This is a genomic window from Couchioplanes caeruleus, from assembly GCF_003751945.1.
Taxonomy (GTDB): Bacteria; Actinomycetota; Actinomycetes; order Mycobacteriales; family Micromonosporaceae; genus Actinoplanes; species Actinoplanes caeruleus.
The window spans coordinates 5,822,053-5,848,899 of the sequence record NZ_RJKL01000001.1 but is presented as its reverse complement, the minus strand read 5'-3'; the positions used below and the strand labels follow the sequence as shown (position 1 = coordinate 5,848,899).

Here is a 26,847-nt window from a genome sequence, read left to right as displayed (position 1 = left end):
CCGCCCCGGCGAGAAGGCCGGCGATCAGTGTGACATTGCACAGCCGCCTACGGCTGACGCGGCGTCTTCCAGGCCGTCGCCCTGCGGGCCCGCTCGACCGCCCCCGGCAACGCCGCCAGCAGCGCGTCGACGTCCTCCAGCGTCGTGGTGTGTCCCAGCGTGAAACGCAACGACGACCGCGCGCGGTCGTCGTCGGCGCCCATGGCGAGCAGGACGTGTGAGGGCTGCGCCACACCCGCCGAGCAAGCCGAGCCGGTCGAGCAGGATATTCCCTGAGCGTCGAGGAGCAGCAGCAACGCGTCCCCCTCACATCCGGGGAAGGAGAAGTGCGCGTTGGCCGGCAGCCGATCGGCCGCGTCACCGTTGAAGACCGCATCGGGGATGGCCGCTCGCACGCGGGCGACCAGCTCGTCCCGGAGGGCAGCGACGCGGGCGGCGTACTCCTGCTGGCTCTTGACCGCCGCCTCCACCGCGACGGCGAACGCGACGACGCCGGGGGTGTCCAGCGTGCCGGAGCGTACGTCTCGTTCCTGCCCGCCGCCGTGCAGCAGCGGGGTCGCGGCGATGTCGCGGCCCAGCAGGAGGGCGCCGACGCCGACCGGGCCGCCCAGCTTGTGGCCGCTGACGGTCATCGCCGCCGCGCCGCTGGCGGCGAAGTCGACCGGGATCTGGCCGACGGCCTGGACCGCGTCGGTGTGGAACGGGATTCCGGCCCGGGCGGCCAGCGCCGCCAGCCCGGGGAGCGGCTGTACGGTGCCGACCTCGTTGTTGGCCCACTGGACGCTGACGACGGTGATCTCGTCGCCGTGCGCATCGATGACCTCCGCCAGCGACGCCGGGTCGACGCGGCCGCAACGGTCGACCGGCAGCCAGTCGACGGCGGCGCCCTCGTGACAGCCGAGCCACTGCACCGCGTCCATGACCGCGTGGTGCTCCACCGCGGATGCCACGACCCGGTTCCGCCGCGGGTCCGCGTCGCGGCGGGCCCAGTGGATGCCCTTCGTCGCGAGGTTGTCGCTTTCCGTCCCGCCGCTGGTGAAAATCACCTCGGAGGGTCGCGCGCCGAGCACCGCGGCGATCCGCTCGCGGGACTCCTCGACCAGCCGGCGGGCGGATCGGCCGGCTGCGTGCAGGGACGACGGGTTACCGACCTGCCGGGCCGCTGCGACGTACGCGTCGAGCGCCTCGGCGAGCATCGGCGTGGTCGCCGCGTGATCCAGGTAGGCCATCGTGGTGAAGCTTATGCCTTGAGCCGTCAACCGATACGCCGCGCCCGCCACCCCCGCCCCGCGAGCGGGAGAACCGGACAGCGGCAGCACGAGAAACGGCCCGGCATCGGAGGACGCCGGGCCGTTTCGTACCAGAGTTACTTACGCTTGCGGATCTCCTCGCCGGCCTGCGGCACGATCTTGAACAGGTCGCCCACCACGCCGAAGTCGGCGAGCTCGAAGATCGGGGCCTCGGGGTCCTTGTTGACCGCGACGATCGTCTTCGAGGTCTGCATGCCGGCCCGGTGCTGGATCGCGCCCGAGATGCCCAGGGCGACGTAAAGCTGCGGCGACACCGTCTTGCCGGTCTGGCCGACCTGGAACTGGTGCGGGTAGTAGCCCGAGTCGACCGCCGCGCGGGACGCGCCGACCGCGCCGCCGAGCAGGTCGGCGAGCTCCTCGACCAGCTTGAAGTTGTCCGCGTTGCCGACGCCGCGGCCGCCGGAGACGACGATCGACGCCTCCGTGAGCTCGGGGCGGGAGCCCTTCTGCTCCGCGACGCGCTCGACGACCTTCGTCAGCTTGTCCGCCTCGGTCACCGTGACCGTGAGCTGCTCCACGGCCGGGGTGGCCGGGGCCGCGGCCGGGGTCAGCGAGTTGGGACGGATGGTCACGATCGGCAGGCCGCGGGTGACCTTCGACTTGACGATGGCCGAACCGGCGAAGACCACCTGCGTGGCGGTGCCGTCGGCGGCCAGCTCGACCGCGTCGGTGAGCAGACCGTTGTCCAGCTTGACCGCGAGGCGGCCGGCGATCTCCTTGCCCTCCTGGGTGGAGGCGAGCAGGACCGCCGCCGGCTGGACGCGCTTGACCAGCTCGGCGACCGCGGTGGCCTTGGGCGCCACCAGGTAGCCCTCGACGTCCTCGCCGGAAGCGACGTAGATCTTCTGCGCGCCGTACTCGCCCAGCTTGGCGGTGAGCTCACCCGCGTCGCCGAACACGACGGCCGAGACGTCGCCCAGACCGCGGGCGATCGTCAGCATCTCGAGCGTGACCTTCTTGACGCCGGCAGCCTGCGAGGCCTCGACGACGACCAATACTTCAGCCATTGTGGGGCCCCTTCTCAGACGAACTTCTCGGTGGCGAGGAACTCGACGAGCTGCGCGCCGCCGTTGCCCTCGTCGGTGACCTTGGTGCCCGCGCTGCGCGGCGGGCGCGGCGCGAACTCGACCACGGTCGACGTCGCGCCGGCGAAGCCGACCTCGTCCGCCGCTACGCCCAGGTCGGCGAGCGACAGGCCCTGCACCGGCTTCTTCTTGGCCGCCATGATGCCCTTGAAGGACGGGTAGCGCGGCTCGTTGATGGTGTCCCACACGCTGACCACGGCCGGGGTGGCGGCGGTGACGACCTCGTAGCCCTCGTCCGTCTGACGCTCGGCGGTGAGCTGCGAGCCGTCGACCGTGAGCTTGCGGGCGCCGGTCAGCGCCGCGATGCCGAGGCGCTCGGCGAGCATGTGCGGCATGACCTGGACGCGGCCGTCGGTCGACTCGGCGCCGCAGAGGATCAGGTCGGCGTTGAGCGTGCCGAGGGCGGCCGCGAGGACCTTCGAGGTCGCCACGGCGCACGAGCCGTGCAGGGCATCGTCCTGCACGTGCACGGCCTTGTCGGGACCCATGGAGAGGGCCTTGCGGATCGACTCGGTCGCACCGGCGGGGCCCATCGTCAGGACGGTCACCTCGCCACCGTGCGCCTCCTTGATCTTCAGCGCCTCCTCGATGGCGTACTCGTCCATCTCGTTGATGACGTTGTTCGCCGAGCCGCGCTCGACCGTGTTGTCGCTCGCGCTCAGGGTGCGCTCGGCACCGGAGTCGGGCACCTGCTTGACCAGTACGACGATGTTCATCGCGCTTCGACGACCCTCCTGTTTATGGACGCACGCCTGCAGCCGGTTTCACGTTTCCCACCAGATGTTACCCGTCGGTAGCTTTCGGGTCTCCGCCACTGAGAGTGACTCACCTCACCCGCGGCAATCTCATGATCGCTAGAGTCGAGGCAAGGAGGTGTTACGACATGTCCGGACAGATCACTCCTTCGACGAGCGGGTCGACCCCGCTCCGGACCCATCCTCCCTCACCGCACGCCCCCGCCGAGCCGGAGGGAGCCTGGTGTACGTGCGGTAAACCTCGCGAGGCATGCCTCAGCGCCGAGATCCGCCGGCTGTGGAGCGAGCTGACCGATCATGAGATGGCGCACTCGCGGCCGCCTTCCTGACCGCGACGGTCGATAATGAGGCCGTGCTCGTTCAGTGGTTCGACCCGCACCGGACCCCGATGGCCGGAGAAAAGCCGGACTACCGGTTCTCCCTGGCCAACGAGCGCACCTTCCTGGCCTGGATCCGCACCGCCCTGGCCCTGCTCGCCGGGGGGCTGGCCTGCGCCCAGTTCCTGCCGCCGCTGCCGATCAGCCATCTCAGGGAGATCATCGCGGTGGCGCTGCTCCTGCTGGGCGGTGTGGTCGCGGTCCGGGCGGTGGACCATTGGGCGCGTACGGAGAAAGCCATGCGCCTCGGCGCCGACCTGCCCCGCTCCCGCTTCCCCGCCGTCCTCGCCCTGATCGTGGCGGTCGGCGCCCTCCTGCTGGTCGTCGCGGTGCTGATCAAGGCAGCACGATGACGGCGGACCCGGCGCCGGGATACGTCCGGGACCCGGGAGCCTCCGCGGAACGCACCCGCCTGGCCTGGCGACGTACCGGAATGTCCGCGACCGTCGTCGCCCTGCTGGCCGCACGACCCGCTTTCGCACCCGACGCCCGCCCGGGGATCATCCTGCTCGCGGCGCTCGCGATGGCCGGCTGGGCGGTGCTGGTCGCGCTCGCCTATCGGCGGGCCCACTGGCTCGCCGTCTGGCCGCCCCGTCCGGGGCGCCGGGCCGTGACCTCCTACGCGCTGATCACCGCGGCGTTCGCGCTGCTGGGCACGGTGCTGGTCCTGCTGTAGACCTGGAGGGCCGCTCCGACAAACCGGGCGAAGGACTGCTCTGAACAAACCGGGCGAAAGGCTGCTCTGACAAGCCGGGCGGAGGAGGACCGTCGCCGTTGCGGTCGCGGCGCGTCATCATTGCCACATGGTCCGGTTGTTCGTCCTCCTGGCTGCCGTGCAGCTCATTCTCCTGGTGCTCGCACTCATCGGCGCGCTGTCCGCCGATCGGGTCCGCGGCATGCCGCGCATCCTCTGGGTCCTCGTGATCCTTCTTGTCCCCCTTTTCGGCCCCTTGGCATACTTCCTCTGGGGCCGACCACTGCCGCCGCCGCGCGAGGGCGGCCGGACACGCCGGACCGGGCCGCGCCCGGTGTCACCCGACGACGACCCGGACTTCCTGCGCTCGATGGACACCGAGCAGTCCCGCCGCGACCGCGAGCTGCTGGACAAGTGGGAGCGCGAGCTCAAGAACGACGACGGCTGACCGGCTCAGGCGAGGTTGGACGAGCGCGGGTACGCGTCCGCGGGATCGGTGAGCACATTGACCAGGTAGGGCACGCCCGAGGCGAAGGCCCGCGCGAGGGCCGGACCCAGGTCGCCGGACTTCTCCACCGTCTCCCCCGCGCCGCCGAGCGCCGTGACCACGTCGTCGTAGCGCAGGCCCGGCTGCAGGTCGGCGGCCACGTCGTAGCCGTACATGGCCTGCATGGGGTGCTTCTCCAGGCCCCAGATGCCGTTGTTGCCGACCACGATGACGACCGGGAGGTTCTGCCGGGCCAGCGACTCGGCGTCCATCAGCGAGAAGCCCGCCGCGCCGTCGCCCATGAGGACGCAGATCTGCCGGTCCGGGTACGTGATCCGGGCACCCATGGCGTAACCCATGCCGGTGCCGAGGCAGCCGTACGGGCCCGGGTCGAGCCAGGTGCCGGGCTGGGCGGGCTCGAGGTAGCGGCCCGCGTACGAGACGAAGTCACCGCCGTCGCCGATGGTGACCGCGTCGGGGGCCAGGACCTTGCGCAGTTCCCCGTACACGCGGGCGGGCTTGATGGGGTCGCTCTCGGCGGCCATGGCCTCGGCGTCGCGGGCCCGGCCGGCGTCCTCGGCGGCCCGCAGTCCCTCGATCCACTCGCTGTGGTCGGCGCGCTTCCCCTGATGGTTCGCGAGCGCGGCGAGGATCTGCCGCAGGTCGCCCGCGGGCGAGACGGCGGCCTGGACGTGCGTGGCGCGCTGGCTCGGCGCGTCGACGATGTGGATCACCCGCGCGGCATCGAACTCGCCGAAGTTGAGCCGGAAGTCGAGCGGGGTGCCGATCACCGCGACCACGTCGGCCCCGCCCAGCGCGGGGCGGCGGGCCTTGGCGAAGGCGAGCGGGTGCCCCGTCGGCAGCGCGCCGCGGCCCATGCCGTTGGTGAAGACCGGGATCTGCAGCGCCTCGGCCGCGGCCCGCAGCTCGGCGACCGCGTCGCCACCCCACACGTCGGAGCCCGCGATGATCACCGGCCGCTCCGCCTCGGCGAGCAGCGCGGCGGCCCGGGCCACCTCGTCGGGATCCGGCTCGAGCACCGGCACGGCGGGCTCGCCGGGCGCCGCGACGTCCTCGCTGGAGAAGAGCACCTCCAGCGGCAGGTCGAGAAAGGACGGACCGCGGTGGGCGGTCAGCGCGGCGGTCAGCGCCCGGCCGATCTCGGCCGGGATCTGCTCGGTGCCGGTCACGGTGGCCGCGTACTTGGTGATCGGGGCGACCAGCGGGACGTGGTCGATCTCCTGCAGGCTGCCCGAACCCCAGCGGAAGGAGGGTGCCCTGCCACCCAGCACCAACACCGGCGAGGCGTTGAAGAACGCGCTGGTGAGCCCGGAGACGCCGTTGGTGACGCCGGGGCCGGCGGTCAGCACGGCGAGGCCGGGACGGCGCTGCAGCTTGGCGACGGCCTCGGCGGCGAAGACCGCGGACTGCTCGTGGCGTACGTCGTAGATCGGGAAACCGGCCTTGTAGGCGGCGTCGTAGATCGGGAAGACGTGGCCACCGGAGAGAGTGAACATCTCCGTGACTCCGTACGCCCGCAGCGCCGCCAGCGCCAGGTCCCCGCCGTGGCCTTCGATCATGTCCGCCATGCCCGCCTCCGCCGTCCGGTCCTGCGCTGCACGCTACCGGCCCGGCGGCGGAACGTGAACGAGACTCACCCCATGAGGCGGCGCAGATCTTCGATCAGATAGGTCATGCTCGCATCGAAGGGCACCTCCGCCGAGATGCTGTACGTCACCAGCAACGCGACGACCGGCGCCGTGACCAGCAGGACGATGCTCAGAAACACCTGGACGGCCCGTAAGGCCCGACCGCTGCGGCGGCGCACAGGCGGCTGTTCCCACCGCACCGTGGCGCCCTTCCTGGAAGACACCCCCTGGGCCGGGGAGACCGGCCGGGCAGGCGGCGACACCGGAAGCACGGTGGCGGCCGGCGACACCGCCACGGTGGCCTCGGGGTCGCGCTGCCAGTGCTGTGTCGCGTCGGGCCACGGATCCACCGCGGGCGGAAGCGCACCGGTGAGCTCGCGGCGAGGGGTCCGCACCGTCTCGATGTCGTCCTGGGAGGCGGCGGGGGCTGTGGGCGGATCGGTCGCGGCGACGGGGACGGGACCGGGGCCGGCATCGGGCCGGGAAACGAGCCGCATCTCCGAGGTGGGTCCCGGCGCCGCGGGCTCGGACGCCAGCAGGGCGGCGCCCGCCAGGATGCTGCCCTCGGCGACCACCAGCTCGGGCTGCTCGATCGCCACCGGGGCCTCGCCCAGCTCGCGGTGCAGCAGCGTGGCGACCAGCGGGATCCGGCTCGCCCCGCCGACCAGGAAGACCCCGGCCAGCCGGCCCTCCGGCAGGTCCGCCCAACGCAGCAGGTCGTGGGTCACCCGTACGGTCTGGTCGAGGACCGGACGGGCGAGCTTCTCCAGCTCCTCGCGGGTGACGTGCAGTTCGAGATCGAGCAGCGGCACCATCACGTCCGCCGACTGGGTGCGCGAGAGCCTTTCCTTGGCGATCCGTACGTCGTCCCAGAGCTGCCGCTGGGCGCGGCGGTCCTCCAGCGTCGCCGGCTCCGTCAGCCGCTTCCAGGCCTCGGCGTCCCGCTCCGCGCAGAGCACGCCGAGATGCTCGACCAGGGCGGCGTCGACGTCGAGGCCGCCGATGTCGTCGCGGCCGTCCACGGCCAGCACCTCGAAGCCCTCGGCGGTGCGCGCGACCACGCTCGCGTCGAACGTGCCGGCACCGAAGTCGTGCACCACCACGACCGAGCCGATGGGTACGTCGCGGCCCAGCACCTCGGCGAAGTACGTGGCGGCGGCGACCGGCTCCGCAACCAGCCGGGCACCCTCGAGCCCGGCGCGAGAGGCGGCCTCGGCGAGCAGGCCGCGCCGGGTGGCGCCCCAGGTCGCCGGGCAGGTCAGGGTCACGTGGGGCCGGACCGGGCCGACCGCCCGATGCCACTCCTCGGCGACCCGGACCAGGACGCCGGCGATGAGGTCGACCACCGGGAGCTCCCGCTCGCCGAGCAGGACGAGCCCGTCGTCGATGCGGCGCTTGGGGTTCGGCTCGAAGCGGGCCGGGTCGCGGCGGGCGCTGTGCACCGCGTCGCGGCCGACCAGGATCAGGCCGCCGGGCTCGGCGTAGACGGCCGAGGGCAGCAGCGGGGATCCGTCGACGAGGATCGGCCGGGCGCGGCCGTCGGGCCAGCGGGCGACCGCGACCGTGTTGGAGGTGCCGAAGTCGACGCCGAGCGAGTGCCGACCCTGGTCGATGGACATGCGCGCCAGTGTAGGCGCTGCGGGTCACCAATTGATCAGGGCCGACGTCGGTCGTCCGGACGCCAGCGCAGGTCACCGTGGCGGTCCCAGGCGCAGCGCACCTTGCGGCCGTCGCCGGTCTCGCCGGTCGCGCCCTCGTCGGCGCAGAAATCCCCGAGCACCGGCACCGTGCGGCGCCGGCCGTCCGGCGGCACCGAGGGCGGGGAATCAGGGAGCGGCGGTGGAAGCGGCGGGACCGCCGTGGGCGGCGTGGGCGGCGACGCCGGAACCGGAGCGCTGCTCGCGCGGCTGGACGCGGCCGGCGACGCGGCCGGCGACGCGGCCGGCGCCGCGGACCGGGCCGGCAGAGAGCTCTTCGAGAGGTGGGCGCCGGCGTCCCTGCGGGGCGTACGGGAGGAGTCGGCCGGTGCCGGCGAGGCAGGGGCCGGGACGGCGATCGGCGGGTCGAGCAGCGGCGCGGCGACGCGGGAACGCGCCGATGACGCATCCCCGCGCCCGTCGAACGTCACAAAGCCGATCACGGCGCACAGCAGCGCCTGACCGGTCACGAGCCCCACCGCGACGATCACGGTGCGGCGCACCGACGTCCCCCGAACCCCCGGCATCGTCACAGAGGGGAACTTTATGGCAACAGATCGATAACCGCGAGATCCTATCGGGTATCCGTCGGGGCGGAGATCACCGCCCGGTGAACCCCGGCTTACGCTTTTCCACGAACGCCGTCGTGCCCTCGATCCGGTCGTCAGTGGCGAAGAGGCCCGCGAACAGGTGGCTCTCCAGCGCCAGGCCGGAGGCGAGATCCATGCTCAGGCCGCCGTCGATCGCCTGCTTCGCGGCGCGCAGGGCCATCGCCGGGCCGTTCACGTACGGCCGCACCAGCTCGACCGCGGCGGAGTAGACGTCGGCGGCGGGCACGACGCGGTCGGCGAGGCCGATGCGCAGTGCCTCCTCGGCGTCGACCATCCGGCCCGAGAAGATCAGGTCCTTGGCCCGGGCCGGGCCGACCAGCCGGGCCAGCCGCTGCGTGCCGCCGGCGCCCGGGATGATGCCCAGCTTGATCTCCGGCTGGCCCAGCTTCGCGTCGTCGGCGACGACCCGCCAGTCACAGGTCAGCGCCAGCTCACAGCCGCCGCCCAGGGCGTAACCGGTGATCGCGGCGACCACCGGCTTCGGGATGCGCGCGACCGCGTCGAACGCGCTGGACAGCGCCGCCGCCCGTACGGTCATCTCCTGGAACGTGGTGGTCGTGAACTCGGTGATGTCCGCGCCGGCGGCGAACACCTTCTCCCCTCCGTACACGATCACCGCCCGGACGTCGGCGGACGCGGTGGCCTCCTCGGCGGCCGACCGCAGCTCCTCCTGCACCTGCGTGTTGAGGGCGTTCATCGGCGGCCGCTGAAGACGGATCGTGCCGATGCCGTCGCCGATCTCCAGCTTCACGAACTCACTCACCCGGACTGCCTCCTGATCGATCGTTCAAGGTGCGGACAGCGTAAGGCGTACCCCGCTGGGTAAGTACGATTGCACGGAGAGGGAGGCGACATGGTCACCTACTACCGGGACCGCGACGTGGTCGTCACGTCCGGCGGGATCCGGATCGGCGGTCACGACTACCGGCTGCGCGACTTCGTGCAGGTCTGGCATGCGCGCGGGCGCCGGCAGTGGAGCGCGGTCGCCGGGCGCGGTGCCCTCGGTATCGCCATGATCGCTCCCCTGGTGATCGGCGCGCTGGGCGTGCTCCTCGCGCTGGTCCTCGACGCCTCCACCGGCACCACGGTCGCGCTGGCCGGCGGCGGCATCCTGGTCGGCCTGGCCGCGGCGCCGCTCGCCGACGTACTGCTCGAGCTCGTGGACCGCTCCTACGATCGCGGCAGCCGCCGGATGGAGATCTGGGCGGACGTGCGCGGCCACCGGACGCTGCTGCTGCGGACGGACAACGCCCAGCGTTTCGGGCAGATCTACCGGGCTTTGCAACGCGCCCTCGATCATGACACCGTTCCTCGATGAGATCGTTCCACGCCCTCGCCGGACTGCTCACCACCACCGGCGTCCTGCACTTCGCCACGCCGCGCCCCTTCGACGCCCTCGTCCCGCGCTCCCTGCCGGGTGGCCCGCGCACCTGGACCTACCTCAGCGGCGCCGCCGAGCTCGCCGTCGCCGCCGCGGTGGCGCACCCGCGCACCCGCCGCCTCGGCGGGCTGGCCGCGGCCGGCCTCTTCGCCGCGGTGTTCCCGGCCAACGTCAAGATGGCCGTCGACTGGCGGCACGCGTCCCCGGCCCGGCGGGCCGTCGCCTACGGCCGGCTGCCCCTGCAGGTGCCCCTGGTGCTGTGGGGACTGCGCGTCGCGTCTTCGGCAAAGTAGCCCCCGGCGTCCCGGCGTCCGGGGACGATATGGAGACCATGAAGGCCACCCGGATCCGCCCGACCGGCATGGAACGCACCCTCGGCGCCGACGAGCTGATCGTGACGAAGACCGACACCCGCGGCCCGTCAGGCGTAGCGCGCGTAGAGGGCGTCGATGTCGGCGCGGGCGGGCAGCGAACCGGACGCGCCCACCGTGCGGGCGCAGACCGCTCCGGCGGCGTTGGCCCAGCGCACCGCGGCGACCAGGTCACGACCCTCGCCCCAGGCCACGGCCAGCGCGCCGGTGAACGCGTCGCCCGCCGCGGTGCTGTCCACCGCGTCGACCGCGAAGGCCGGGATCCGCTCGTCGCGGCCGTCCCGGTCGGCGTAGCGGGAGCCGTGGGCGCCGAGCGTCAGCACCACCCGCGGCACCAGCGCCAGAAGGGCCGCCAGGTCCGGCTCCGGCGTCCCGGTGATCGCGACGGCCTCGCCCTCGTTCACCACGAGCAAGTCGACGCACTCCCGCAGCTCCGGCGGCAGCTCCCGAGCCGGCGCGGCGTTCAGGATCACCCGGGTGCCGGCCGAACGGGCCGCACGGACCGCCGCTACGACGGTGTCCGAGGGGATCTCCTGCTGGCACAGCAACACGTCGCCCTCGGCGATCACCGCGCTCTCCGCGGCGCTGAGCCCGGCGAAGGTACTGTTCGCGCCCGGGCTCACGAGAATGGCGTTCTCCCCGGCACGGTCCACCATGATCACCGCGACGCCGGACGCGCCGTAGCTCGTCCGAAGATGCTCCGTGTCGACGCCCGAGGCGTTCAGTCGGGCCTTGATGGTCACGCCGAACGCATCGGAGCCGATCGCGCCGAGCATCGTGCAGGCGCCGCCCGCACGGGCCGCGGCGATCGCCTGGTTGGCACCCTTGCCGCCCGGGGTCATCACGAAGTCGTCGCCCAGCACCGTCTCGCCCGGGCGGGGCAGCCGCTGTGCGAGGCCCACCAGGTCCATGTTGGCGCTGCCGGCGACGACGATCCGCGGCGGCGACGGGTCGGCCATGTCGGGGCTCCTCAGGCGGCCCGGGCCGTGTAGCGGCCGCCCGTACGCTGCACCACCAGCGGCAGGCCGAACGTCTTGGAGAGGTTGTCCGCGGTCAGCGTCTCGCCCAGCAGACCGGCGGCGACGACCGAACCCTCGCGCAGCAGCATCGCGTGGGTGAAGCCCGGCGGAATCTCCTCCACGTGGTGGGTGACCAGCACCATCGCCGGAGCGTCCGGATCCTCGGCGAGCTCGCCCAGCCGGGCCAGGAGGTCCTCGCGCCCGCCCAGGTCGAGGCCCGCGGTGGGCTCGTCGAGCAGCATCAGCTCCGGATCGGTCATCAGCGCCCGGGCGATCTGGGTGCGCTTGCGCTCGCCCTCGGAGAGGGTGCCGAAGAGGCGGTCCGTCAGCGCGCCCATGCCGAGCTGGTCGAGCAGCGCGCGGGCGCGCCGCTCGTCCTGCGGGTCGTAGGCCTCCCGCCAGCGCCCGACGACCGACCAGGCGGCCGTGACGACGACGTCGAGGACCCGCTCCTCGGGCGGCACCTGGTCGGCGAGCTGACCGGTCGTGATGCCGACCCGGGTACGAAGCTCGCTGACATCCGTACGGCCGAGCCGCTCGCCGAGCACCCACGCCGCGCCCCGGGACGGGTGCATACGGGCGGACGCGAGGTTGAGCAGCGTGGTCTTGCCGGCGCCGTTCGGGCCCAGGATCACCCACCGCTCGTCCAGCTCGACCTGCCAGGAGACGCTGCGGAGCAGGAAGTTGCCGCCGCGGATGACACTCACCCGGTCGAAGGAGATCACGGTGTCGTCGTCAGGGGCTGTGGGGGTCTCTGCCTCGAGCACGCGTCCATCCAACCACGCACCGCCGGCGGCGCCCGACGGCGTGCCGGGCTCGGCCGGGCGGCCTCACGCGGTCGTGGAGCCGAAGACCTCGTCGCGGACGGCGTCCAGGGCGGTCAGCAGCGCGCCCCGCAGGACCGGTTCCGCGGCGACCTCGCTGATCACCACCTTCGGCGTCACCAGGGTGATCGAGGCGACCTCCGCCTCGACCCGCTCGGCGAGCGCGACCCCGCCGGCCTGGCTCACCTCGCCCGCCAGCACCACCAGGGGCGGGTCCAGCACGACGCAGGTGGCCGCCACGCCGAGCGCGAGCCGCCGGGCGAGCTCGTCCAGCACCGGCGCGCCCGCGTCCCCGGCGGCGACCGCGGCCCGGACCACGTCGGCGGACTCCTCGCCCTCGAAGCCGTACTGCTTGCCGATCGCCTTCGCCGCATCCGAGGCCACCAGGGTCTGGTACGCACCCTTCACGCCACGCTCAGAGACGTGGTGCGGCACTTCCACCCCGGCGACGGGCAGGTAGCCGATCTCGCCGGCGGCACCGGTGCTGCCCTGGTGCAGCCTGCCGCCGATCACCATCGCGAGGCCGACGCCGCGGCCCACCCAGATGAGGACGAAGTCGTCGACGCCCCGGGCGGCGCCGGTGTGCTGCTCGGCGATCGCGGCGAGGTTGACGTCGTTGCCGAACACCACCGGCGTACTGAGGTCCTTGCGCAGCTCGGCGAGCAGGCCGCGGTGCCAGCGCGGCAGGTCGAACGCGAACGAGACCTCGCTGGTCTTCGGGTCGACAAGGCCGGGGGTGCCGAGCACCACGCGGTGGATCGAGTCGAGGTCGGTACCGGCCTCGGTCGCGGCCTGCATCACGGCGCCGTGCACCGCGCGTACGGGATCATCGCTGTCGTGGGTGGTCTGCTCGCTGCGGCCGACGATCTCGCCGGTGATGTCGGCGCAGGCGGCGACGACCCGGTCCGGCAGGACCTCGACGCCGATGACGTGCGCACTGCCGGGAGCGACCGCGTAGAGCTGCGCGTTCGGCCCCCGGCCACCGGCCTGCTCGCCCACGCGCCGGACCAGCCCGCGCTCCTCGAGCCGCTCGACGAGCTGCGAGGCGGTGACCTTGCTCAACCCGGTCATCTCACCGAGCTGCGCGCGGGTCAGCGGCCCCTTCGAGAGCAGCAGCTCGAGTGCCGCGCGATCGTTGAGCGCGCGCAGCAACCGGGGGGTGCCCGGCAGGCGGGTGGCAGCCATTACTTCCCCTACTTTTCGACAAATCCTCGTGCGTTGTCGGCACTCTTGCGTAGCCGCAGCGTAACGGTCAGCACATACTGGCCGTTCGGCGTGTCCAATAGACGTTCAGCGATCATGACAGCTCGCCGGCACCGCAGAACAGGGCCCCACCGAGGAAGGTAACCATGGCGATCGACCCGGGACTGCGCCGCCTCGCCCTGCGCACCCTGCTTGCGGCTTTTGCCGGTACCTCACCGCCCGCTCGGGCGTTGGCGCTGCTCACCGACGGCCTGGCCGGGCACACCCTCTTCGGCGCGAACGTCGTCGACCGCGATCAGGTCGCCCGGCTCACCGCCGAGCTGCGATCGGTACGGCCGGACGCCCTCGTCGCGATCGACGAGGAGGGCGGCGACGTGACCCGGCTCGCGCACCGCACCGGCAGTCCGTACCCGGGAAACGCCGCACTGGGTGTGGTCGACGACCCGGATCTCACCCGCGCGGTCTACGCGGCGATCGGCACGGACCTGGCGGATGCGGGGATCAACCTGGACCTGGCACCGACCGTCGACGTCAACACCGCCGAGGACAACCCCGTCATCGGTACGCGTTCCTTCGGCGCAGATCCGGCACAGGTGGCCCGACACGCCGCGGCCGCCGTACGGGGCCTCCAGTCGACCGGCGTCGCCGCGTGCGCGAAGCACTTTCCCGGCCACGGCGCGACGCTCGTCGACTCCCATCTGGCGCTGCCGACGGTCGACGTACCCGCGGAGGTCCTGCGCGAGCGCGACCTGCCGCCGTTCGCCGCGGTGATCGCCGCCGGCGCCCGGTCCGTCATGACCGCCCACATCCGGGTCCCGGCCCTGACCGGCACCGAGCCGGCGACCTTCGCCGCCACGGTGCTGCGCGACCTGCTCCGCGGCGAATGCGGCTTCACCGGCGCGATCGTCACCGATGCCCTGGAGATGCGGGGCGCCTGCGAGTCCGCCGGAGGGATCGGTCCGGCGGCGGTGCGCGCCCTGGCCGCGGGTGCGGACCTGCTGTGCCTCGGCGCCCGGATCGACGCGGACCTGGTCGAGCACGTGGTGGCGCAGATCGTCACCGCCGTCGGCGACGGCCGCCTCGACCGCCGCCGGCTGGAGGATGCGGCGATCCGTACGGGAGAACTCGCCGCCTGGGCCGCACGGCCGGCACCGCCGCGGGCGCACACCGACGCGGGACTCGGCTACGCGGCGGCCCGGCGGGCGGTACGGGTCGAGGGGTCGGTCGCGGAGCTGGCGCACCCGCTCGTCGTGCAGCTCGTGGCGACGCACACGATCGCCGGGGGCCGGGTGCCGTGGGGTCTGTCGCCCCACCTGAACGGCACCGACCAGCTCACCGTCGTCCCGGCGGAAACATCGCCGGAGCGGCTCGCCGGCCGGGCCGGAGGGCGCCCCATCGTGGTGGTCGGGCGGCACGTCCACCGCGCCGCGGCGGCCCGAGCGCTGGTCGAGTCGCTCGCGGCACGGCACGCCGTCGCGGTGGTGGAGATGGGCTGGCCGTCGGCGTGGCGCCCGGCCGGGGTCCGGGCGTTCGTGACCACGTACGGCGCCAGCCACGCCAACGGCCGAGCGGCCGCGGAGGTACTCGGCCTGACCCGCTGATCCGCCGCCTGCCGAGGTGTGCCCCACGTCTCCCTTGAACGCGTTCAAAGATGGATCTAGTCTGAGGCCGTCAGCAGTTGAACGCGTTCAACAAGGGTGAGGCCGATGGACCACAAGATCTGGATGTATCTCGTCTACCTGGCGATCAGCGTCGGCCTGACGGTCTGGGTGGCGACCACCCTGTCCCGCAACGGGCTGGTCTTCCTCGAGGACGTCTTCGACGACAGCCGGCTCGCCAAGGCGGTCAACCACCTGCTCGTCATGGGGTTCTACCTGCTCAACCTCGGCTACGTGGCGGTCGCCATGCGCTCCGCCGAGGGCGTCCGGGACGCCTCCCGGGCGCTGGAGGTCCTCTCCGGCAAGATCGGGCTCGTTCTGCTGGTGCTGGGCCTGCTGCACGTGCTCAACGTGATAGTCCTCGGCCGGTACCGGCGCGGGCGGCTGCGCCAGCAGCAGGCCCTGCCGCCGCTGCCTCCGGCGGGCCGGCTGCCGATGATCCCGCCGGGAGCGCGGCCCATGGGCCCGCCCCCCGGATATCCGATGACCGGGCCGGTACCGAGCGGACCCTTCCAGGGCTTCCCTGCCCCCGGCGCTCCCGGCGCGGGCACTCCCGGCGCCACCGCTTCCGGCACCACCGCTTCCGGCACCACCGCTTCCGGCACCACCGGTCCTGGCGCGGCCGGGCCGGGTGCCGCCGGGCCTGGGGCGGCCTCCAGTGCAGACGCGGCGGGTGAGGGCTTGGCGTGGCCGGGACAGGGCATGTCCGGGCCGGTTCCGCCGCCCGCGCAGGCATGAGCGCGGACATCGATCCGGCCGGGTTCGGGTCCGGCCGGATCGGGTCGCTCACCGTGCTCTACGACGAGGGCTGCCCGATCTGCCGGACCGCCCACCGGTGGCTCGAGAGCCGGGCCCAGCTCGTACCCCTGCGGTTCGTGCCGGCCGGCTCGGAGACGGCCCGGGAGTGCTTTCCCGGGCTGGACCACTCCGCGACGCTGCGGGATCTGACGGTCATCGCCGACAACGGCCTGGTGTACGTCTCGGACGGCGCGTGGCTCGCCTGCCTCTGGGCGCTGGCGGACTACCGGGGCGTCGCGGAACGGCTGAGCACGCCGTCGCTGCTCCCGGCGGCGCGGCGCTTCATCGCGGCCGCGTCGGCCGTGCGGCAGTCGACGCGCGCGGAAGACTACGGTGACGTGTGTGACGACAGCTGCCGCTGATTCCGCCGCCGACGAACCGGACACCGGCTCCGCCCATGCCGCGCCGAAGGGAGGCCGTTCCACCGGATCCCCCCAGGCCGCGCCGGAGGGGGACCGCTCCGCCGGATCCCGCGCAGACGCCGTGGCAGCGACCTCCCGCACGGCCGCGAACAGCGGCGCGGGCACTGACGCGACGCCGAGCGCGGGCACGGTCGGCGGGACGGGGACGCGGACCGGGACGGAGGGTGGTGGCGAGGAGCGGCCGCGCCGGCAGCGGGGTGAGCAGACTCGGCAGCTCATTCTCGAGACGGCGCTCCGGCTCTTCCGGGAGCGGGGTTACACCGAGACCACCATGCGCGCCATCGCCAAGGAGGCCGGGGTCGCGGTCGGGAACGCGTACTACTACTTCGACTCGAAGGAACACCTGATCCAGGGGTTCTACGACCAGAATCAGGCCGCGCACCGGGTGGCCTCCGGGCCGGTACTGGCCCGGGAGAAGGAGTTCGCGGCGCGGTTGCGGGGGGTGTTGCATGCGGGAGTCGATGTCAACGACCCGTACCACTCGTTCGCGGCGACGTTCTTCAAGACGGCCGCCGAGCCGTCGTCGCCGCTGAGCCCGTTCTCGCGGGAGTCGTCGCCCGCGCGGGAGGCGGCCATCGCGATCTTCCGGGATGTGGTCGAGGGCTCGTCCGCGAAGCTCGACCCGGAGCTGCGCAAGGTCCTGCCGGAGCTGTTGTGGCTGGGCTGGATGGGCGTGGTGCTCTTCTGGGTGTACGACCGCTCGCCCGACCGCAGGCGCACCCGCCGACTGATCGACGGGATCGTGCCGCTCATCGACCGCCTCGTCGGGCTGTCCCGCCTGCGCGTGCTGCGGCCGGCGCTGCGGCAGGTCCTCGGCCTGCTCGACACGATCCGCGAGGACGACTGATCACCCTCCGCACTTCGTTCAGCCTTCACTCAGAGTAACCACGCTGTGATCCCTGAGGCTGCTGCCATCTTGTGTGGCAGAGCGGGTCGGTTTTGTCGCCCGACAAGGCCGACCGAACGGCCAATTCACGCACGCTGCGCTTCCAAAGGGGGGCGGTCATCACATAGCGTCATGTGTGCAGGTGGATCTGGGGAATGCCACCGCGGTACTTCGGGCTTCGGGACCAGTCCGAGGGAATGCCGTGGTGGTACAGATGGTGAGCCGGGCGCCCCGTTGGTTTCGGGAGCGACCGATGGGAACAAGCGCCCGGCTCACACTGCCGCGGGCTGGAAGCGGCGCAGCCGGAGGCTGTTGGCGACCACGAAGATCGAGCTCAGCGCCATCGCCGCGCCCGCGATCATCGGATTGAGCAACCCCATCGCCGCGAGCGGCAGCGCCGCCACGTTGTAGGCGAAGGCCCAGAACAGGTTGCCGCGGATGATCTGCACCGTGCGCCGTGCCAGACGTACCGCGTCGACCGCGGCCGTCAGATCGTCGCGCATCAGGGTGAGGTCCGACGCCTCGATGGCCACGTCGGTGCCCGCGCCCATCGCCACGCCGAGGTCCGCCTGGGCGAGGGCCGCCGCGTCGTTGACGCCGTCGCCCACCATCGCGACCGAGCGGCCTTCCGCCTGCAGGCGCTTGACGACGTCGACCTTGCCCGCCGGGAGTACGCCGGCGACGACCTGCGTCACGCCGACCTCCGCGGCCACCCGCTCCGCCACCGGTCCGGCGTCGCCGGTGACGAGGACCGGATCGAGGCCCAGGCCGCGGAGGCTCGCGACGGCGGCGGCGCTGGTCGGGCGTACGGGATCGGTGAGGGCCAGCCGGCCCCGCAGCGTGCCGTCGACGCGGACCTCGACCCAGGTGTGGGCGGTCTCGCCCGCGCCCCGGGAGATCTCGACGAGTGCGTCGCCGACCACGCCGCGGACGCCGACGCCCGCCGTGGCCTTGAACTCCGTGACCGGCGGCAGCGGGCCGTTCTCGGCCGCCGACCGGGCGATGGCGCGGCCGAGAGGGTGCTCCGAGGCGGCTTCGACCGCGCCGGCCAGCCGGAGCAGCTCCGTGGCGTCGTGGCCGGGCTCCGGGACGACCTCGACCACGGCCATCGCGCCCGTCGTCACCGTGCCGGTCTTGTCCAGCACGATCGTGTCCACCCGGCGCGTCGACTCGAGCGCCTCCACGCCGCGGATGAGGATGCCGAGCTGGGCGCCGCGGCCGGTGCCGACCAGCAGGGCCGTCGGCGTGGCCAGGCCGAGGGCGCACGGGCAGGCGATGATGAGTACGGCGACCGCGGCCGTGAATGCCGCCGTCGTCCCCTGCCCCGTGCCGAGCCAGTAGCCCAGCGTTGCCGCCGCCAGGGCGATGACCACGGGCACGAAGACGCCGGAGATCCGGTCGGCGAGGCGCTGCACCGCGGCCTTGCCGTCCTGCGCCTGCTCGACCAGGCGGGCCATCTGGGCGAGCTGGGTGTCGGCGCCGACCCGGGTCGCGCGCACGATGAGCCGGCCGCCGGCGTTGACCGTACCGCCGGTCACCGGGTCTCCCACGGTCACCTCCACCGGGACCGACTCGCCGGTGACCAGGCTCTGGTCGAGGGCGGAGGCGCCGTCCACGACCTCCCCGTCGGCGGCGACCTTCTCCCCCGGGCGTACCTGGAAGAGGTCGCCCACCGCGAGTTGATCGACGGGGATCTCGCGCCCGTCCGGCAGGGTGACCGAGCGCGCGCCGAGCTCCAGCAGCGAGCGCAGCGCGTCGCCCGCGCGCCGCTTGGCGCGGGCCTCGGCATAGCGGCCGGCCAGCAGGAACGTGGTGACCCCGGCGGCCGCCTCGAGGTAGATCGCGTCGCCGTCGCTGCCGGCCCGCAGCACGAAGGGGTGGGTCATACCCGGCATGCCGGCGTCGCCGAGGAACAGCGCCCAGAGCGACCAGAGGAAGGCCGCGAGCGTGCCGAGCGAGACGAGCGTGTCCATGCTGGCGGCGCCGTGGCGCAAGTTGACCGCGGCGGACCGGTGGAACGGCAGGCCGCCGTAGACCACGACGGGTGCGGCGAGGGTCAGCGAAAGCCACTGCCAGTAGTCGAACTGCCAGGCCGGCACCATGGCGAGGACCACGACGGGGACGGTGAGCACGGCGGAGACGATGAGCCGCGTCCGCAGCGGATCGGCGGCGGGGACCTCCGGCGCCTCCTCGGCGCGCGGCTCGGCGGCGGTGTAGCCGGTCTTCTCGACCACGGCGATGAGATCGGCGGCGGTGAGGCCGTCCGGGACGGTGGCGCGGGCCTTCTCCGTCGCGTAGTTGACCGTGGCGGTGACGCCCTCGAGCCGGTTGAGCTTCTTCTCGATGCGGTTGGCGCAGGCAGCACAGGTCATGCCGCCGATCTCGAGCTCGATCTGCCGGGTCATGGTCACCAGCATATACCCCCTGGGGGTACGCGACGACTAGGGTGACCCGTCATGCAGACGCTCCGGCGCGCCCGAGCCGCCACCTCCGTGATCTTCGCCGTGCACGGCGCGGTCACCGGCACGTTCGCCGCCCGGGTGCCGTGGATCGCCGACCACGTCGACACCGGCGCGGGCGGGCTCGGCCTGGCGCTGCTCATGCCGGGCGTCGGCGCCCTGCTCGCCATGCCGCTCTCCGCCCGCCTCGCCCACCGCTACGACCTGCGCGCCCTCACCCGCGCGCTGATCCTGCTGTGGTGCGCGGCGCTCGTCCTGCCGTCGCTGCCCACCTCCATCGTGGGGCTGTGCCTCGTCCTGGTGGCCTACGGCGCGACCGCCGGCGTCGCGGACGTCGCGATGAACGCGCAGGCGGTCATCATCGAGGAGCGGTACGGCCGCTCGGTCATGTCGAGCTTCCACGGCTTCTGGAGCGTCGGCGGGCTGGCCGGTTCGGCGGTAGCGGCGCTGGCGGCCCGCGCCGGGATGGACGCCCGCCCCCACTTCCTGGCCACCGCGGTCGCGCTGGGCGCCGTCACCCTCACCGCGTCCGTCTGGCTGGTGCCGCACCGTCCGGAGGCGGCGTCCGGCGCGCCGCCCGCGTTCGCGCTGCCGTCGCGGGCGGTGCTGCCGATCGGCCTGGTTGCGCTCTGCGCGGTGTTCGCCGAGGGCGCCGGCCTGGACTGGGCCGCGGTCTACATCCGCGACGTCCTGGGCGGCTCGGCCGGCACCGCGGCGCTGACGGTGTCGATGTTCTCGATCAGCATGGCGCTCGCCCGGTTCGTCGGCGACAAGGTGATCGAGCGCCTCGGCCCGGTGACCACCGTACGACTCGCCGGCCTCTGCGCGAGCGCGGGCGCCGTGACCGTGGTGCTGGGAGACCGGGTCCTGCTGGGCATCCTGGGCTTCGGACTCATGGGAGTCGGCATCGCCGTCGTGGTGCCGCTCGTCTTCGCCACGGCCGGACGCCTCGGCGAGCACCCCGGGCGCAGCCTCGCCGGCGTGGCGGGCATCGCGTACGGGAGCGGGCTGGTCGCGCCCGGGATCATCGGCGGGATCGCCCACGCCTCGTCGCTGACGGTGTCGTTCGTCCTGGTGGCCGCGCTGACCGTGGCGATGGGCCTGGGCGCCCGCGCGCTGCGACCGGCGGCGACTCCGTCCCGGTGAGGAACCCGCTCGCGCCGGCAGTGTCGCCCGGTAGCGCCTAGATTGACCTGAAGGCGCCGGATTTCGCTGGCGGCGCCGAGGAGGAGGCTCGATGCGGGCGACGGCGATCGACAGAACCATGGCGGAGGCGGTGGACGAGGGGCTCGGCGCCCCGATCCTCGTGCTGCACGGCGGCATGGCCGACAGCATGGCGTGGCACGCGGTGACCGACCGGCTGCGCGACCGCTTCCGGACCGTACGGCTGCACCGCCGCCAGTACCGGACGGATCTGCCCCGCCCGGTCACCATGGCGGACGAGGTGGACCACGTCGCGGCGATCGCGGCGGAACTGGACCGGCCGGTGCTGGTCGGCCACTCGTCGGGGGCGGTGCTGGCCCTGGAGGCGATGCTCGCGGACCCGGCCTGCTACGGGGGCGCCGTCCTCTACGAGCCCCCCGTCGTGATCGGCGAACCGCTGGGCGGCGACCGCCTGCTTCCGGCCCGGGCGGCGCTGGCCGACGGGAAGCCGGGCAAGGCGCTGACGGTCTTCCTCCGCGACGTCGTCCGGATGTCACCGGCCGCCGCGGCCGCGGCCGGTCTCGTCGCCGGCCACCGCCGCTACCGCGACCGGGTGGTCCGGCAGCTCGACGACAGCGACGCGATCGACGCGCTGGGGAACCGGCTCGACGAGTACGCGAAGCTGGACCTGCCGATGCTGCTCATCGGCGGGGACAGGTCGCCCCGGCATCTCGGGGAGCGGCTGGACGCGCTGGAGCGGGTGCTGCCGCGGGCCCGGCGAATGCTGATGCACGGGCAGGGCCACAACGCCGAGCGCCGGGCACCCGGACGCCTGGCCGCGGCCATCGCGGGCTTCATGGAGGAACTGGACCACTGACGGCCGGACCACGGCACTGACCCGGGCGCGACCCCGGACCCGGGCGCGGCGAGGCGCGCCCGGGTCCGGGGTCGCGTCAGCCCGCGGCCGAGGTCTTGACCAGCGTGCGGATCTGGCGGAGGAGCACCGACAGCGCCGCGAGGTCGGCCGGGGACTCATCCACGTTGCCCATCGCGTTGCCCGCGCGGGCGATCGATGCCGCGTTGACCTGCTCCCACTCCGAGACCCTGTCCTCCGCGGGCGCCTCCGCGCGCGTCGACTGCAGGACCTCCGCGGTCAGGCCGGCGAGCGCCGCGTACAGGTCGTAGCGCAGCGCCATGCGGGCGAGGGTCTGCCAGCGGTCCCCCCGGGGCAGCCGGGAGATGTGGGACAGCAGGCGGTCGATCTGGAAGCGCTCCGAGAGGACGAAGTAGATGCCGGACACTTCGGTCGCGTCCCGGCCCGTCGACTTGGCGGTTTCCAGGATGTCCAGCATGCCGAAGCCGTAGACGACCCGGGCCACCGAGCGGGCCAGATCCTCCGGGATGCCCTTCGACACGAGCGTCTCGACGTGCGCCTCGATCGAGCGGCGCTCGCCACCCACGACGACCTCGGGAAGCTGCGGCAGGAGGGCGCTGACCTCGGGGCGCAGGCGCGCGATCTCGCCGGCCACGTCGATCGGCGAGCGGCGGTTGCTGACCAGCCAGCGGACCGCACGGTCGAGCAGGCGGCGGGTCTCCAGGTAGACCGCGGTCTGCGCGGAGGTCGGCACCTCGTTGTCGAGCCGTTCCGCGGCGTCCCACAGCTCCTGCATGCCGTAGACGTCGCGGATCACCACGTACGCCCGGATGACGTCCGCCGCCGACGCGCCGCTCTCCTCCATCGCGCGGAAGACGAACGACGTGCCGCCACGGTTGACCACCTCGTTGACCAGGGCGGTCGAGATGATCTCGCGGCGCAGCCGGTGGCCGGCCATGCGGGCGGCGAACCGCTCGCGCAGCGGCGTCGGGAAGTAGCGGGCGAGCACCCCGGTGGTCCACTCCTCGTCGACGATGGCGTCGGCGAGCACCTGACGTTCGAGCGAGATCTTCACGTACGCGAGCAGCACCGCGAACTCCGGCGGCGTCAGCCCCTCGCCGTTCTCGTGCCGGACGCCGAGCTCCTTGTCGGTGGGCAGCGCCTCGAGCTCGCGGTTGAGCTGGCCGGCCTGTTCCATGGAGGTCAGCATCCGGCGGTGCACGGGCAGCAGCGAATGAGCCTGCTGCCGCGCGTTGCCCAGCGCGGTGGCCTGCTCGTAGTTGTCGCGCAGGACCAGCGCCGCCACCTCGTCGGTCATCGCCGCCAGCAGCTCGTCGCGCTCGGGGAGCGTCAGTTCGCCGTCGGTGACCGCCCCGCCGAGCAGGATCTTGATGTTGACCTCGTGGTCGGAGCAGTCCACACCGGCCGTGTTGTCGATGAAGTCGGTGAAGATGCGCCCGCCGACGGGGTTGCCGGCGTCGTCGCGCGGACCGCCGCGGCGGGCGTACTCGATGCGGCCGCGCTGGGTGAGGCCCAGGTTGCCGCCCTCACCGACCACCTTGGCGCGCACCTCGCTGCCGTTGATCCGGATGGCGTCGTTGGCCTTGTCGCCGACGTCGGCGTGGGTCTCCGACCGCGCCTTGACGTAGGTGCCGATGCCACCGTTCCACAGCAGGTCGACCGGCGCGGCGAGGATGGCCCGCATCAGCTCGGTCGGGCTGACCGCCGCGGCGTCGCCGAGGTCGAGGGCCGCACGGACCTGCGGGGACACCGGGATGGACTTGGCCGTCCGCGGATAGACCCCGCCGCCCTGGCTGATCAGCGCCGGGTCGTAGTCGGCCCAGGAGGAGCGCGGCAGGTCGAAGAGGCGCCGCCGCTCGGCGAACGAGACCGCCGCGTCCGGCTGCGGGTCCAGGAAGATGTGCCGGTGGTCGAACGCCGCCACGAGCCGGATGTGCTCGCTGAGCAGCATCCCGTTGCCGAACACGTCACCGGACATGTCGCCGACGCCGACGACGGTGAAGTCCTGCGTCTGGGTGTCGGTGCCGAGGTCGCGGAAGTGCTTCTTGACCGACTCCCACGCGCCGCGCGCGGTGATGCCCATCTTCTTGTGGTCGTAGCCCGCCGACCCGCCGGAGGCGAACGCGTCGCCCAGCCAGAAGTCCTTGCCGACCGAGATCTCGTTGGCGATGTCGGAGAAGGTCGCGGTGCCCTTGTCGGCCGCCACCACCAGGTAGGGGTCGTCGGGGTCGTGGCGGACCACGTCCCGCGGCGGGATGATCTTGCCGCTGAGGATGTTGTCGGTCACGTCGAGCAGCGCACCGATGAAGAGCCGGTAGCACGCGACCGCCTCGTCACGGTCGCCCGGCTTCTGCTTCAGCACGAAGCCGCCCTTGGCACCCACCGGCACGATCACCGCGTTCTTGACCATCTGCGCCTTGACCAGCCCGAGGATCTCGGTGCGGAAGTCCTCGCGCCGGTCGGACCAGCGCAGGCCGCCGCGCGCCACGGCGCCGAAGCGCAGGTGCACACCCTCGAACCGCGGCGAATACACGAAGATCTCGAACTTGGGCCGGGGCTGCGGCAGGTCCGGGATCGCCTGCGGGTCCAGCTTGAACGCGACGTACGACTTGGGCCGCCCGTCGGTGCCGCGCTGGAAGAAGCTGGTGCGCAGGGTCGCCTGGATGAGCGTCAGGTACGAGCGCAGGATCCGGTCCTGGTCGAGACTGTCCACCCCGTCGAGCAGGCCGGTGATCTGCTCGACCAGCTCGCCCGAGCGGCGGGAGCGCTCCTCCTCCCCCATCTCCAGGTTCGGCGCGAAGCGGACCTCGAACAGCCGCACGAGCAACCGGGTGATCTCCGGGTAGGCGATGAAGGTCGACTCCACATACCGCTGGGAGAAGACGGCGCCGGTCTGCCGCTGATACTTCGCGTACGCCCGGAGCACCACGACCTGCCGCCAGGTCAGGCCGGCGCGCAGCACCAGCTCGTTGAAGCCGTCCACCTCCGCCTCGTTCTGCCAGGCGGCGGCGAACGCGTTCTCGACCTGCGGGCGCACCTCGGAGAGCTCGCGGTGTGCCGCCGGCGGGAGCAGACCGAAGTCGTAGAGGTAGACGGTGCCGTCGGGGCGGCGCACTTCGTACGGCCGCTCGTCGACCACCTGGACGCCGAGCGAGTGCAGCACCGGCAGCACCGCGGAGAGCATCATCGGCTCGCCGTACCGGAAGACCTTGAACCGCACGTCGTGGTCGTCGGGCTCGGAGTTGCCGTCCCGGGTGACCCGTCGCTTGCGGTACAGGTGCATCTCGAGCTGGCCGGCCTCCTCCAGCAGCTCCAGCTTGGCGATGTCCTGGACCGCGTCGTGCGGCGTGTGACCGTCCTTGTAGCTGTCGGGGAACGCGGCCGCGTAGCGCTGGAACAGCTCCCGGGCCGGCTCCTCGCCGAGCTTGCGCTCGAGCACCAGGGAGAAGTCGTCGTCCCACATGCGGGTCGCGTCGGCGAGCTTCTCGGCCAGCACGTTCGGGTCGACGACACCCGGCGGGTCGGCCGGGTCGGTGCGGACGATGAAGTGCACGCGGGCGAGCATCCGCTCGGTGACCCGGGTCGTGTAGTCGACGCCGACGCCGTTGAGCTCGCGCAGCAGGATCTCCTGCATCACCTGCCGGTTGCTCATGGTGAAGCGGTCGCGCGGCAGGTAGATCAGGCAGGAGATGAAGCGACCGTACCCGTCGCGGCGCAGGAAGAGCCGGAGCTGGCGGCGGCCGGCCATGCGCAGCACGCCGATGACGGCCTCGTAGAGGTCGTCGGTCTTGATCTGGAAGAGCTCGTCCCGCGGGTAGGTCTCGAGGATCTGCAGCAGGTCCTTGCCGGAGTGCCCGCGCGGCGACAGGCCGGAACGGTCGAGCACCTCCATGACCTTGCGGCGCACCACCGGCAGCTCCCGGACGCTGGTGCGATAGGCGGAGCTCGAGAACAGGCCGAGGAACCGGCGCTCGCCGCAGACCTCGCCACGGTCGTTGAAGACCTTGACGCCGATGTAGTCGAGGTAGGCCGAGCGGTGCACGGTCGCCCGGGAGTTGGCCTTCGTGATGACCAGCAACCGCTTCTCCAGCGCGCGCTGGTGCGCCTCGGGCGCCATCGACGACAACTTGCGCGGTGTGCTGTGGTCACCCCGCAGGATGCCGAGGCCGGTGCCAGGCACGGCCGTCAGCACGTCGTAGTCGCCGTCGCCCTCGCCGCCGCCGAGCTGGTATTCGCGATAGCCCAGGAACGTGAAATGGTCGTGGGCGAGCCACTTGAGCAGCTCGATCGAGTCGGTGACGTCCTTGTCCGGCACCGGAAGCTTGTGCTCCGAACCGCGCGCGGCGGCCAGCTCGTCGGCGATGACGAGGGCACGCTGACGCATCCGCGGCCAGTCCTCGACCGCGTCGCGCACGTCGGTCAGGATCCGGCGCACCTCGTTGTGGAGCTGCTCGCGCGCCTCCACGGTGCGTACCGGGTCGATCTCGACCCGGATCCAGCTCTCGACCAGGTCGCCGTCGATCGCGTCGTCCGGCTCGACGTCCGACTCGACCTGCGACAGCGCGCCGAGCGGCTCGCGGCGCACCACGATCAGCGGGTGCACGAGCAGGTGCACCTGGAGCTGGTGGGCGGTGAGCAGGGCGGTTACGGAGTCGACCAGGAACGGCATGTCGTCGGTGACGATCGAGATGACCGTGTGCGGCTGGCCCTCTCCGGGGGCGCTGATGTCGAGCTTCAGCTCGCCCGGCAGCCGGGTGGCGGCGAGCTCCCGGTGCCGGCGGGCGGCCGCGAACATCTCACCGGGGGTGTAACCGACAAGCTCCTCGTCCGGCGCGAACCGCCAGTAGCGGCCCACGAGGGCCGCGGTGGCGTGGTCCTCACCCGCGAGGGCCACGGCCTCGGCGACCAGGCGCTCGGCGTTGGGCAGCGGCTCATCGAGCTCGTCGTCTGACGTGCCCAACCGGCCCGTCAGGGCCAGGCCGGGGCCCGGGCCGAAGTCGAGTTCGGGATCGGATTCGGTGGCTGCCTCGTCGGTGACTGGCATGGCGGACGGCTCCCCTCACCCACGACATTGTGGGTTCGACGTGTCGGCAACAGCCTAGAGCCTGGCTCCGACAGCCTGG

The 26,847-nt window shown here is 72.7% G+C and carries 23 protein-coding genes; 11 read left to right on the top strand and 12 right to left on the bottom strand.

Annotated features, from left to right (window positions below; all coding sequences use genetic code 11):
- Positions 1-47 precede the first annotated feature (47 nt).
- From EDD30_RS26215 to EDD30_RS26205, 3 genes are all read right to left on the bottom strand, one after another.
- Positions 48-1,229, bottom strand: coding sequence for a cysteine desulfurase family protein (locus EDD30_RS26215; RefSeq protein WP_071805127.1), 1,182 nt, complete (start codon positions 1,227-1,229; stop codon positions 48-50).
- 137 nt (positions 1,230-1,366) lie between these two features.
- Entirely contained in the window at positions 1,367-2,317 is a 951-nt protein-coding gene (locus EDD30_RS26210; protein WP_071805126.1) for an electron transfer flavoprotein subunit alpha/FixB family protein, read from the bottom strand.
- Positions 2,318-2,331: 14 nt separating this feature from the next.
- Positions 2,332-3,111 carry an electron transfer flavoprotein subunit beta/FixA family protein gene (locus EDD30_RS26205; RefSeq protein WP_071805125.1) on the bottom strand — a complete coding sequence of 260 codons (780 nt, stop codon included), beginning with the start codon at positions 3,109-3,111 and terminating at the stop codon, positions 2,332-2,334.
- A 427-nt stretch (positions 3,112-3,538) separates the two neighbouring features.
- Between EDD30_RS26205 and EDD30_RS26200 the strand changes: the two genes are divergently transcribed.
- The 3 genes from EDD30_RS26200 to EDD30_RS26190 all read left to right on the top strand — a co-directional run bounded on the left by EDD30_RS26200 (position 3,539) and on the right by EDD30_RS26190 (position 4,669).
- The gene (locus tag EDD30_RS26200; protein WP_071805128.1) at positions 3,539-3,880 is read left to right on the top strand and encodes a YidH family protein; all 342 of its coding nucleotides are present in this window, start codon (positions 3,539-3,541) and stop codon (positions 3,878-3,880) included.
- On the top strand, positions 3,877-4,203 hold the full coding sequence (locus EDD30_RS26195) for a DUF202 domain-containing protein (protein WP_071805124.1): 327 nt from the start codon (positions 3,877-3,879) through the stop codon (positions 4,201-4,203). Before EDD30_RS26200 ends, EDD30_RS26195 begins: the two co-directional genes overlap by 4 nt.
- A 127-nt stretch (positions 4,204-4,330) precedes the next feature.
- Positions 4,331-4,669, top strand: coding sequence for a PLD nuclease N-terminal domain-containing protein (locus EDD30_RS26190; RefSeq protein WP_071805123.1), 339 nt, complete (start codon positions 4,331-4,333; stop codon positions 4,667-4,669).
- Between the two features lie 5 nt (positions 4,670-4,674).
- Here the strand turns inward: EDD30_RS26190 and EDD30_RS26185 are convergent, their stop codons facing one another.
- The 4 genes from EDD30_RS26185 to EDD30_RS26170 form a co-directional block, all read right to left on the bottom strand.
- Positions 4,675-6,297 (bottom strand): acetolactate synthase, encoded by a 1,623-nt coding sequence (locus EDD30_RS26185; protein WP_071805122.1) that lies wholly within the window; start codon positions 6,295-6,297, stop codon positions 4,675-4,677.
- 65 nt (positions 6,298-6,362) lie between these two features.
- Positions 6,363-7,976, bottom strand: a complete 1,614-nt coding sequence (locus EDD30_RS26180) for an Hsp70 family protein (protein WP_071805121.1) — start codon at positions 7,974-7,976, stop codon at positions 6,363-6,365.
- Positions 7,977-8,011: 35 nt separating this feature from the next.
- Entirely contained in the window at positions 8,012-8,587 is a 576-nt protein-coding gene (locus EDD30_RS38435) for a hypothetical protein (RefSeq protein ID WP_143162655.1), read from the bottom strand.
- A gap of 67 nt (positions 8,588-8,654) precedes the next feature.
- Positions 8,655-9,428: an enoyl-CoA hydratase/isomerase family protein gene (locus EDD30_RS26170; RefSeq protein WP_071805119.1), complete on the bottom strand. Its 774-nt coding sequence runs from the start codon at positions 9,426-9,428 to the stop codon at positions 8,655-8,657.
- Positions 9,429-9,518: 90 nt separating this feature from the next.
- Between EDD30_RS26170 and EDD30_RS26165 the strand changes: the two genes are divergently transcribed.
- The gene (locus tag EDD30_RS26165) at positions 9,519-9,983 is read left to right on the top strand and encodes a DUF6232 family protein (protein WP_071805118.1); all 465 of its coding nucleotides are present in this window, start codon (positions 9,519-9,521) and stop codon (positions 9,981-9,983) included.
- Entirely contained in the window at positions 9,980-10,339 is a 360-nt protein-coding gene (locus EDD30_RS26160; protein WP_071805117.1) for a DoxX family protein, read from the top strand. Before EDD30_RS26165 ends, EDD30_RS26160 begins: the two co-directional genes overlap by 4 nt.
- A gap of 128 nt (positions 10,340-10,467) precedes the next feature.
- On the opposite strand, the gene EDD30_RS26155 is transcribed toward EDD30_RS26160, so the two are convergent.
- The 3 genes from EDD30_RS26155 to EDD30_RS26145 all read right to left on the bottom strand — a co-directional run bounded on the left by EDD30_RS26155 (position 10,468) and on the right by EDD30_RS26145 (position 13,445).
- Positions 10,468-11,376 (bottom strand): ribokinase, encoded by a 909-nt coding sequence (locus tag EDD30_RS26155; RefSeq protein WP_071805116.1) that lies wholly within the window; start codon positions 11,374-11,376, stop codon positions 10,468-10,470.
- A gap of 11 nt (positions 11,377-11,387) precedes the next feature.
- Complete coding sequence (locus EDD30_RS26150) at positions 11,388-12,203, bottom strand: ABC transporter ATP-binding protein (protein WP_123678521.1); 816 nt, start codon at positions 12,201-12,203, stop codon at positions 11,388-11,390.
- Between the two features lie 63 nt (positions 12,204-12,266).
- Positions 12,267-13,445 (bottom strand): ROK family transcriptional regulator, encoded by a 1,179-nt coding sequence (locus EDD30_RS26145; protein WP_123678520.1) that lies wholly within the window; start codon positions 13,443-13,445, stop codon positions 12,267-12,269.
- Positions 13,446-13,609: 164 nt separating this feature from the next.
- On the opposite strand from EDD30_RS26145, the gene EDD30_RS26140 reads away from it, so the two are divergent.
- The 4 genes from EDD30_RS26140 (at position 13,610) to EDD30_RS26125 (ending at position 17,188) form a co-directional block, all read left to right on the top strand.
- On the top strand, positions 13,610-15,064 hold the full coding sequence (locus tag EDD30_RS26140; protein WP_071807777.1) for a glycoside hydrolase family 3 N-terminal domain-containing protein: 1,455 nt from the start codon (positions 13,610-13,612) through the stop codon (positions 15,062-15,064).
- Between the two features lie 105 nt (positions 15,065-15,169).
- Positions 15,170-15,859, top strand: coding sequence for a hypothetical protein (locus EDD30_RS40925; RefSeq protein WP_244945407.1), 690 nt, complete (start codon positions 15,170-15,172; stop codon positions 15,857-15,859).
- A complete protein-coding gene (locus EDD30_RS26130; RefSeq protein ID WP_071807778.1) occupies positions 15,856-16,281 on the top strand; it encodes a thiol-disulfide oxidoreductase DCC family protein in 426 nt (141 codons plus the stop codon). The genes EDD30_RS40925 and EDD30_RS26130 overlap by 4 nt, the downstream gene beginning before the upstream one ends.
- The gene (locus EDD30_RS26125) at positions 16,262-17,188 is read left to right on the top strand and encodes a TetR/AcrR family transcriptional regulator (RefSeq protein WP_244945406.1); all 927 of its coding nucleotides are present in this window, start codon (positions 16,262-16,264) and stop codon (positions 17,186-17,188) included. Before EDD30_RS26130 ends, EDD30_RS26125 begins: the two co-directional genes overlap by 20 nt.
- 311 nt (positions 17,189-17,499) lie before the next feature.
- Here the strand turns inward: EDD30_RS26125 and EDD30_RS26120 are convergent, their stop codons facing one another.
- Entirely contained in the window at positions 17,500-19,632 is a 2,133-nt protein-coding gene (locus EDD30_RS26120; RefSeq protein ID WP_084556874.1) for a heavy metal translocating P-type ATPase, read from the bottom strand.
- A gap of 51 nt (positions 19,633-19,683) precedes the next feature.
- Here EDD30_RS26120 and EDD30_RS26115 point away from each other — a divergent pair, with 51 nt between their 5' ends.
- Positions 19,684-20,832, top strand: coding sequence for an MFS transporter (locus EDD30_RS26115; protein WP_071807780.1), 1,149 nt, complete (start codon positions 19,684-19,686; stop codon positions 20,830-20,832).
- A 91-nt stretch (positions 20,833-20,923) separates the two neighbouring features.
- Positions 20,924-21,706, top strand: coding sequence for an alpha/beta fold hydrolase (locus EDD30_RS26110; protein WP_123678519.1), 783 nt, complete (start codon positions 20,924-20,926; stop codon positions 21,704-21,706).
- A 76-nt stretch (positions 21,707-21,782) separates the two neighbouring features.
- On the opposite strand, the gene EDD30_RS26105 is transcribed toward EDD30_RS26110, so the two are convergent.
- Positions 21,783-26,768: an NAD-glutamate dehydrogenase gene (locus tag EDD30_RS26105; protein ID WP_071808093.1), complete on the bottom strand. Its 4,986-nt coding sequence runs from the start codon at positions 26,766-26,768 to the stop codon at positions 21,783-21,785.
- Positions 26,769-26,847 lie beyond the last annotated feature (79 nt).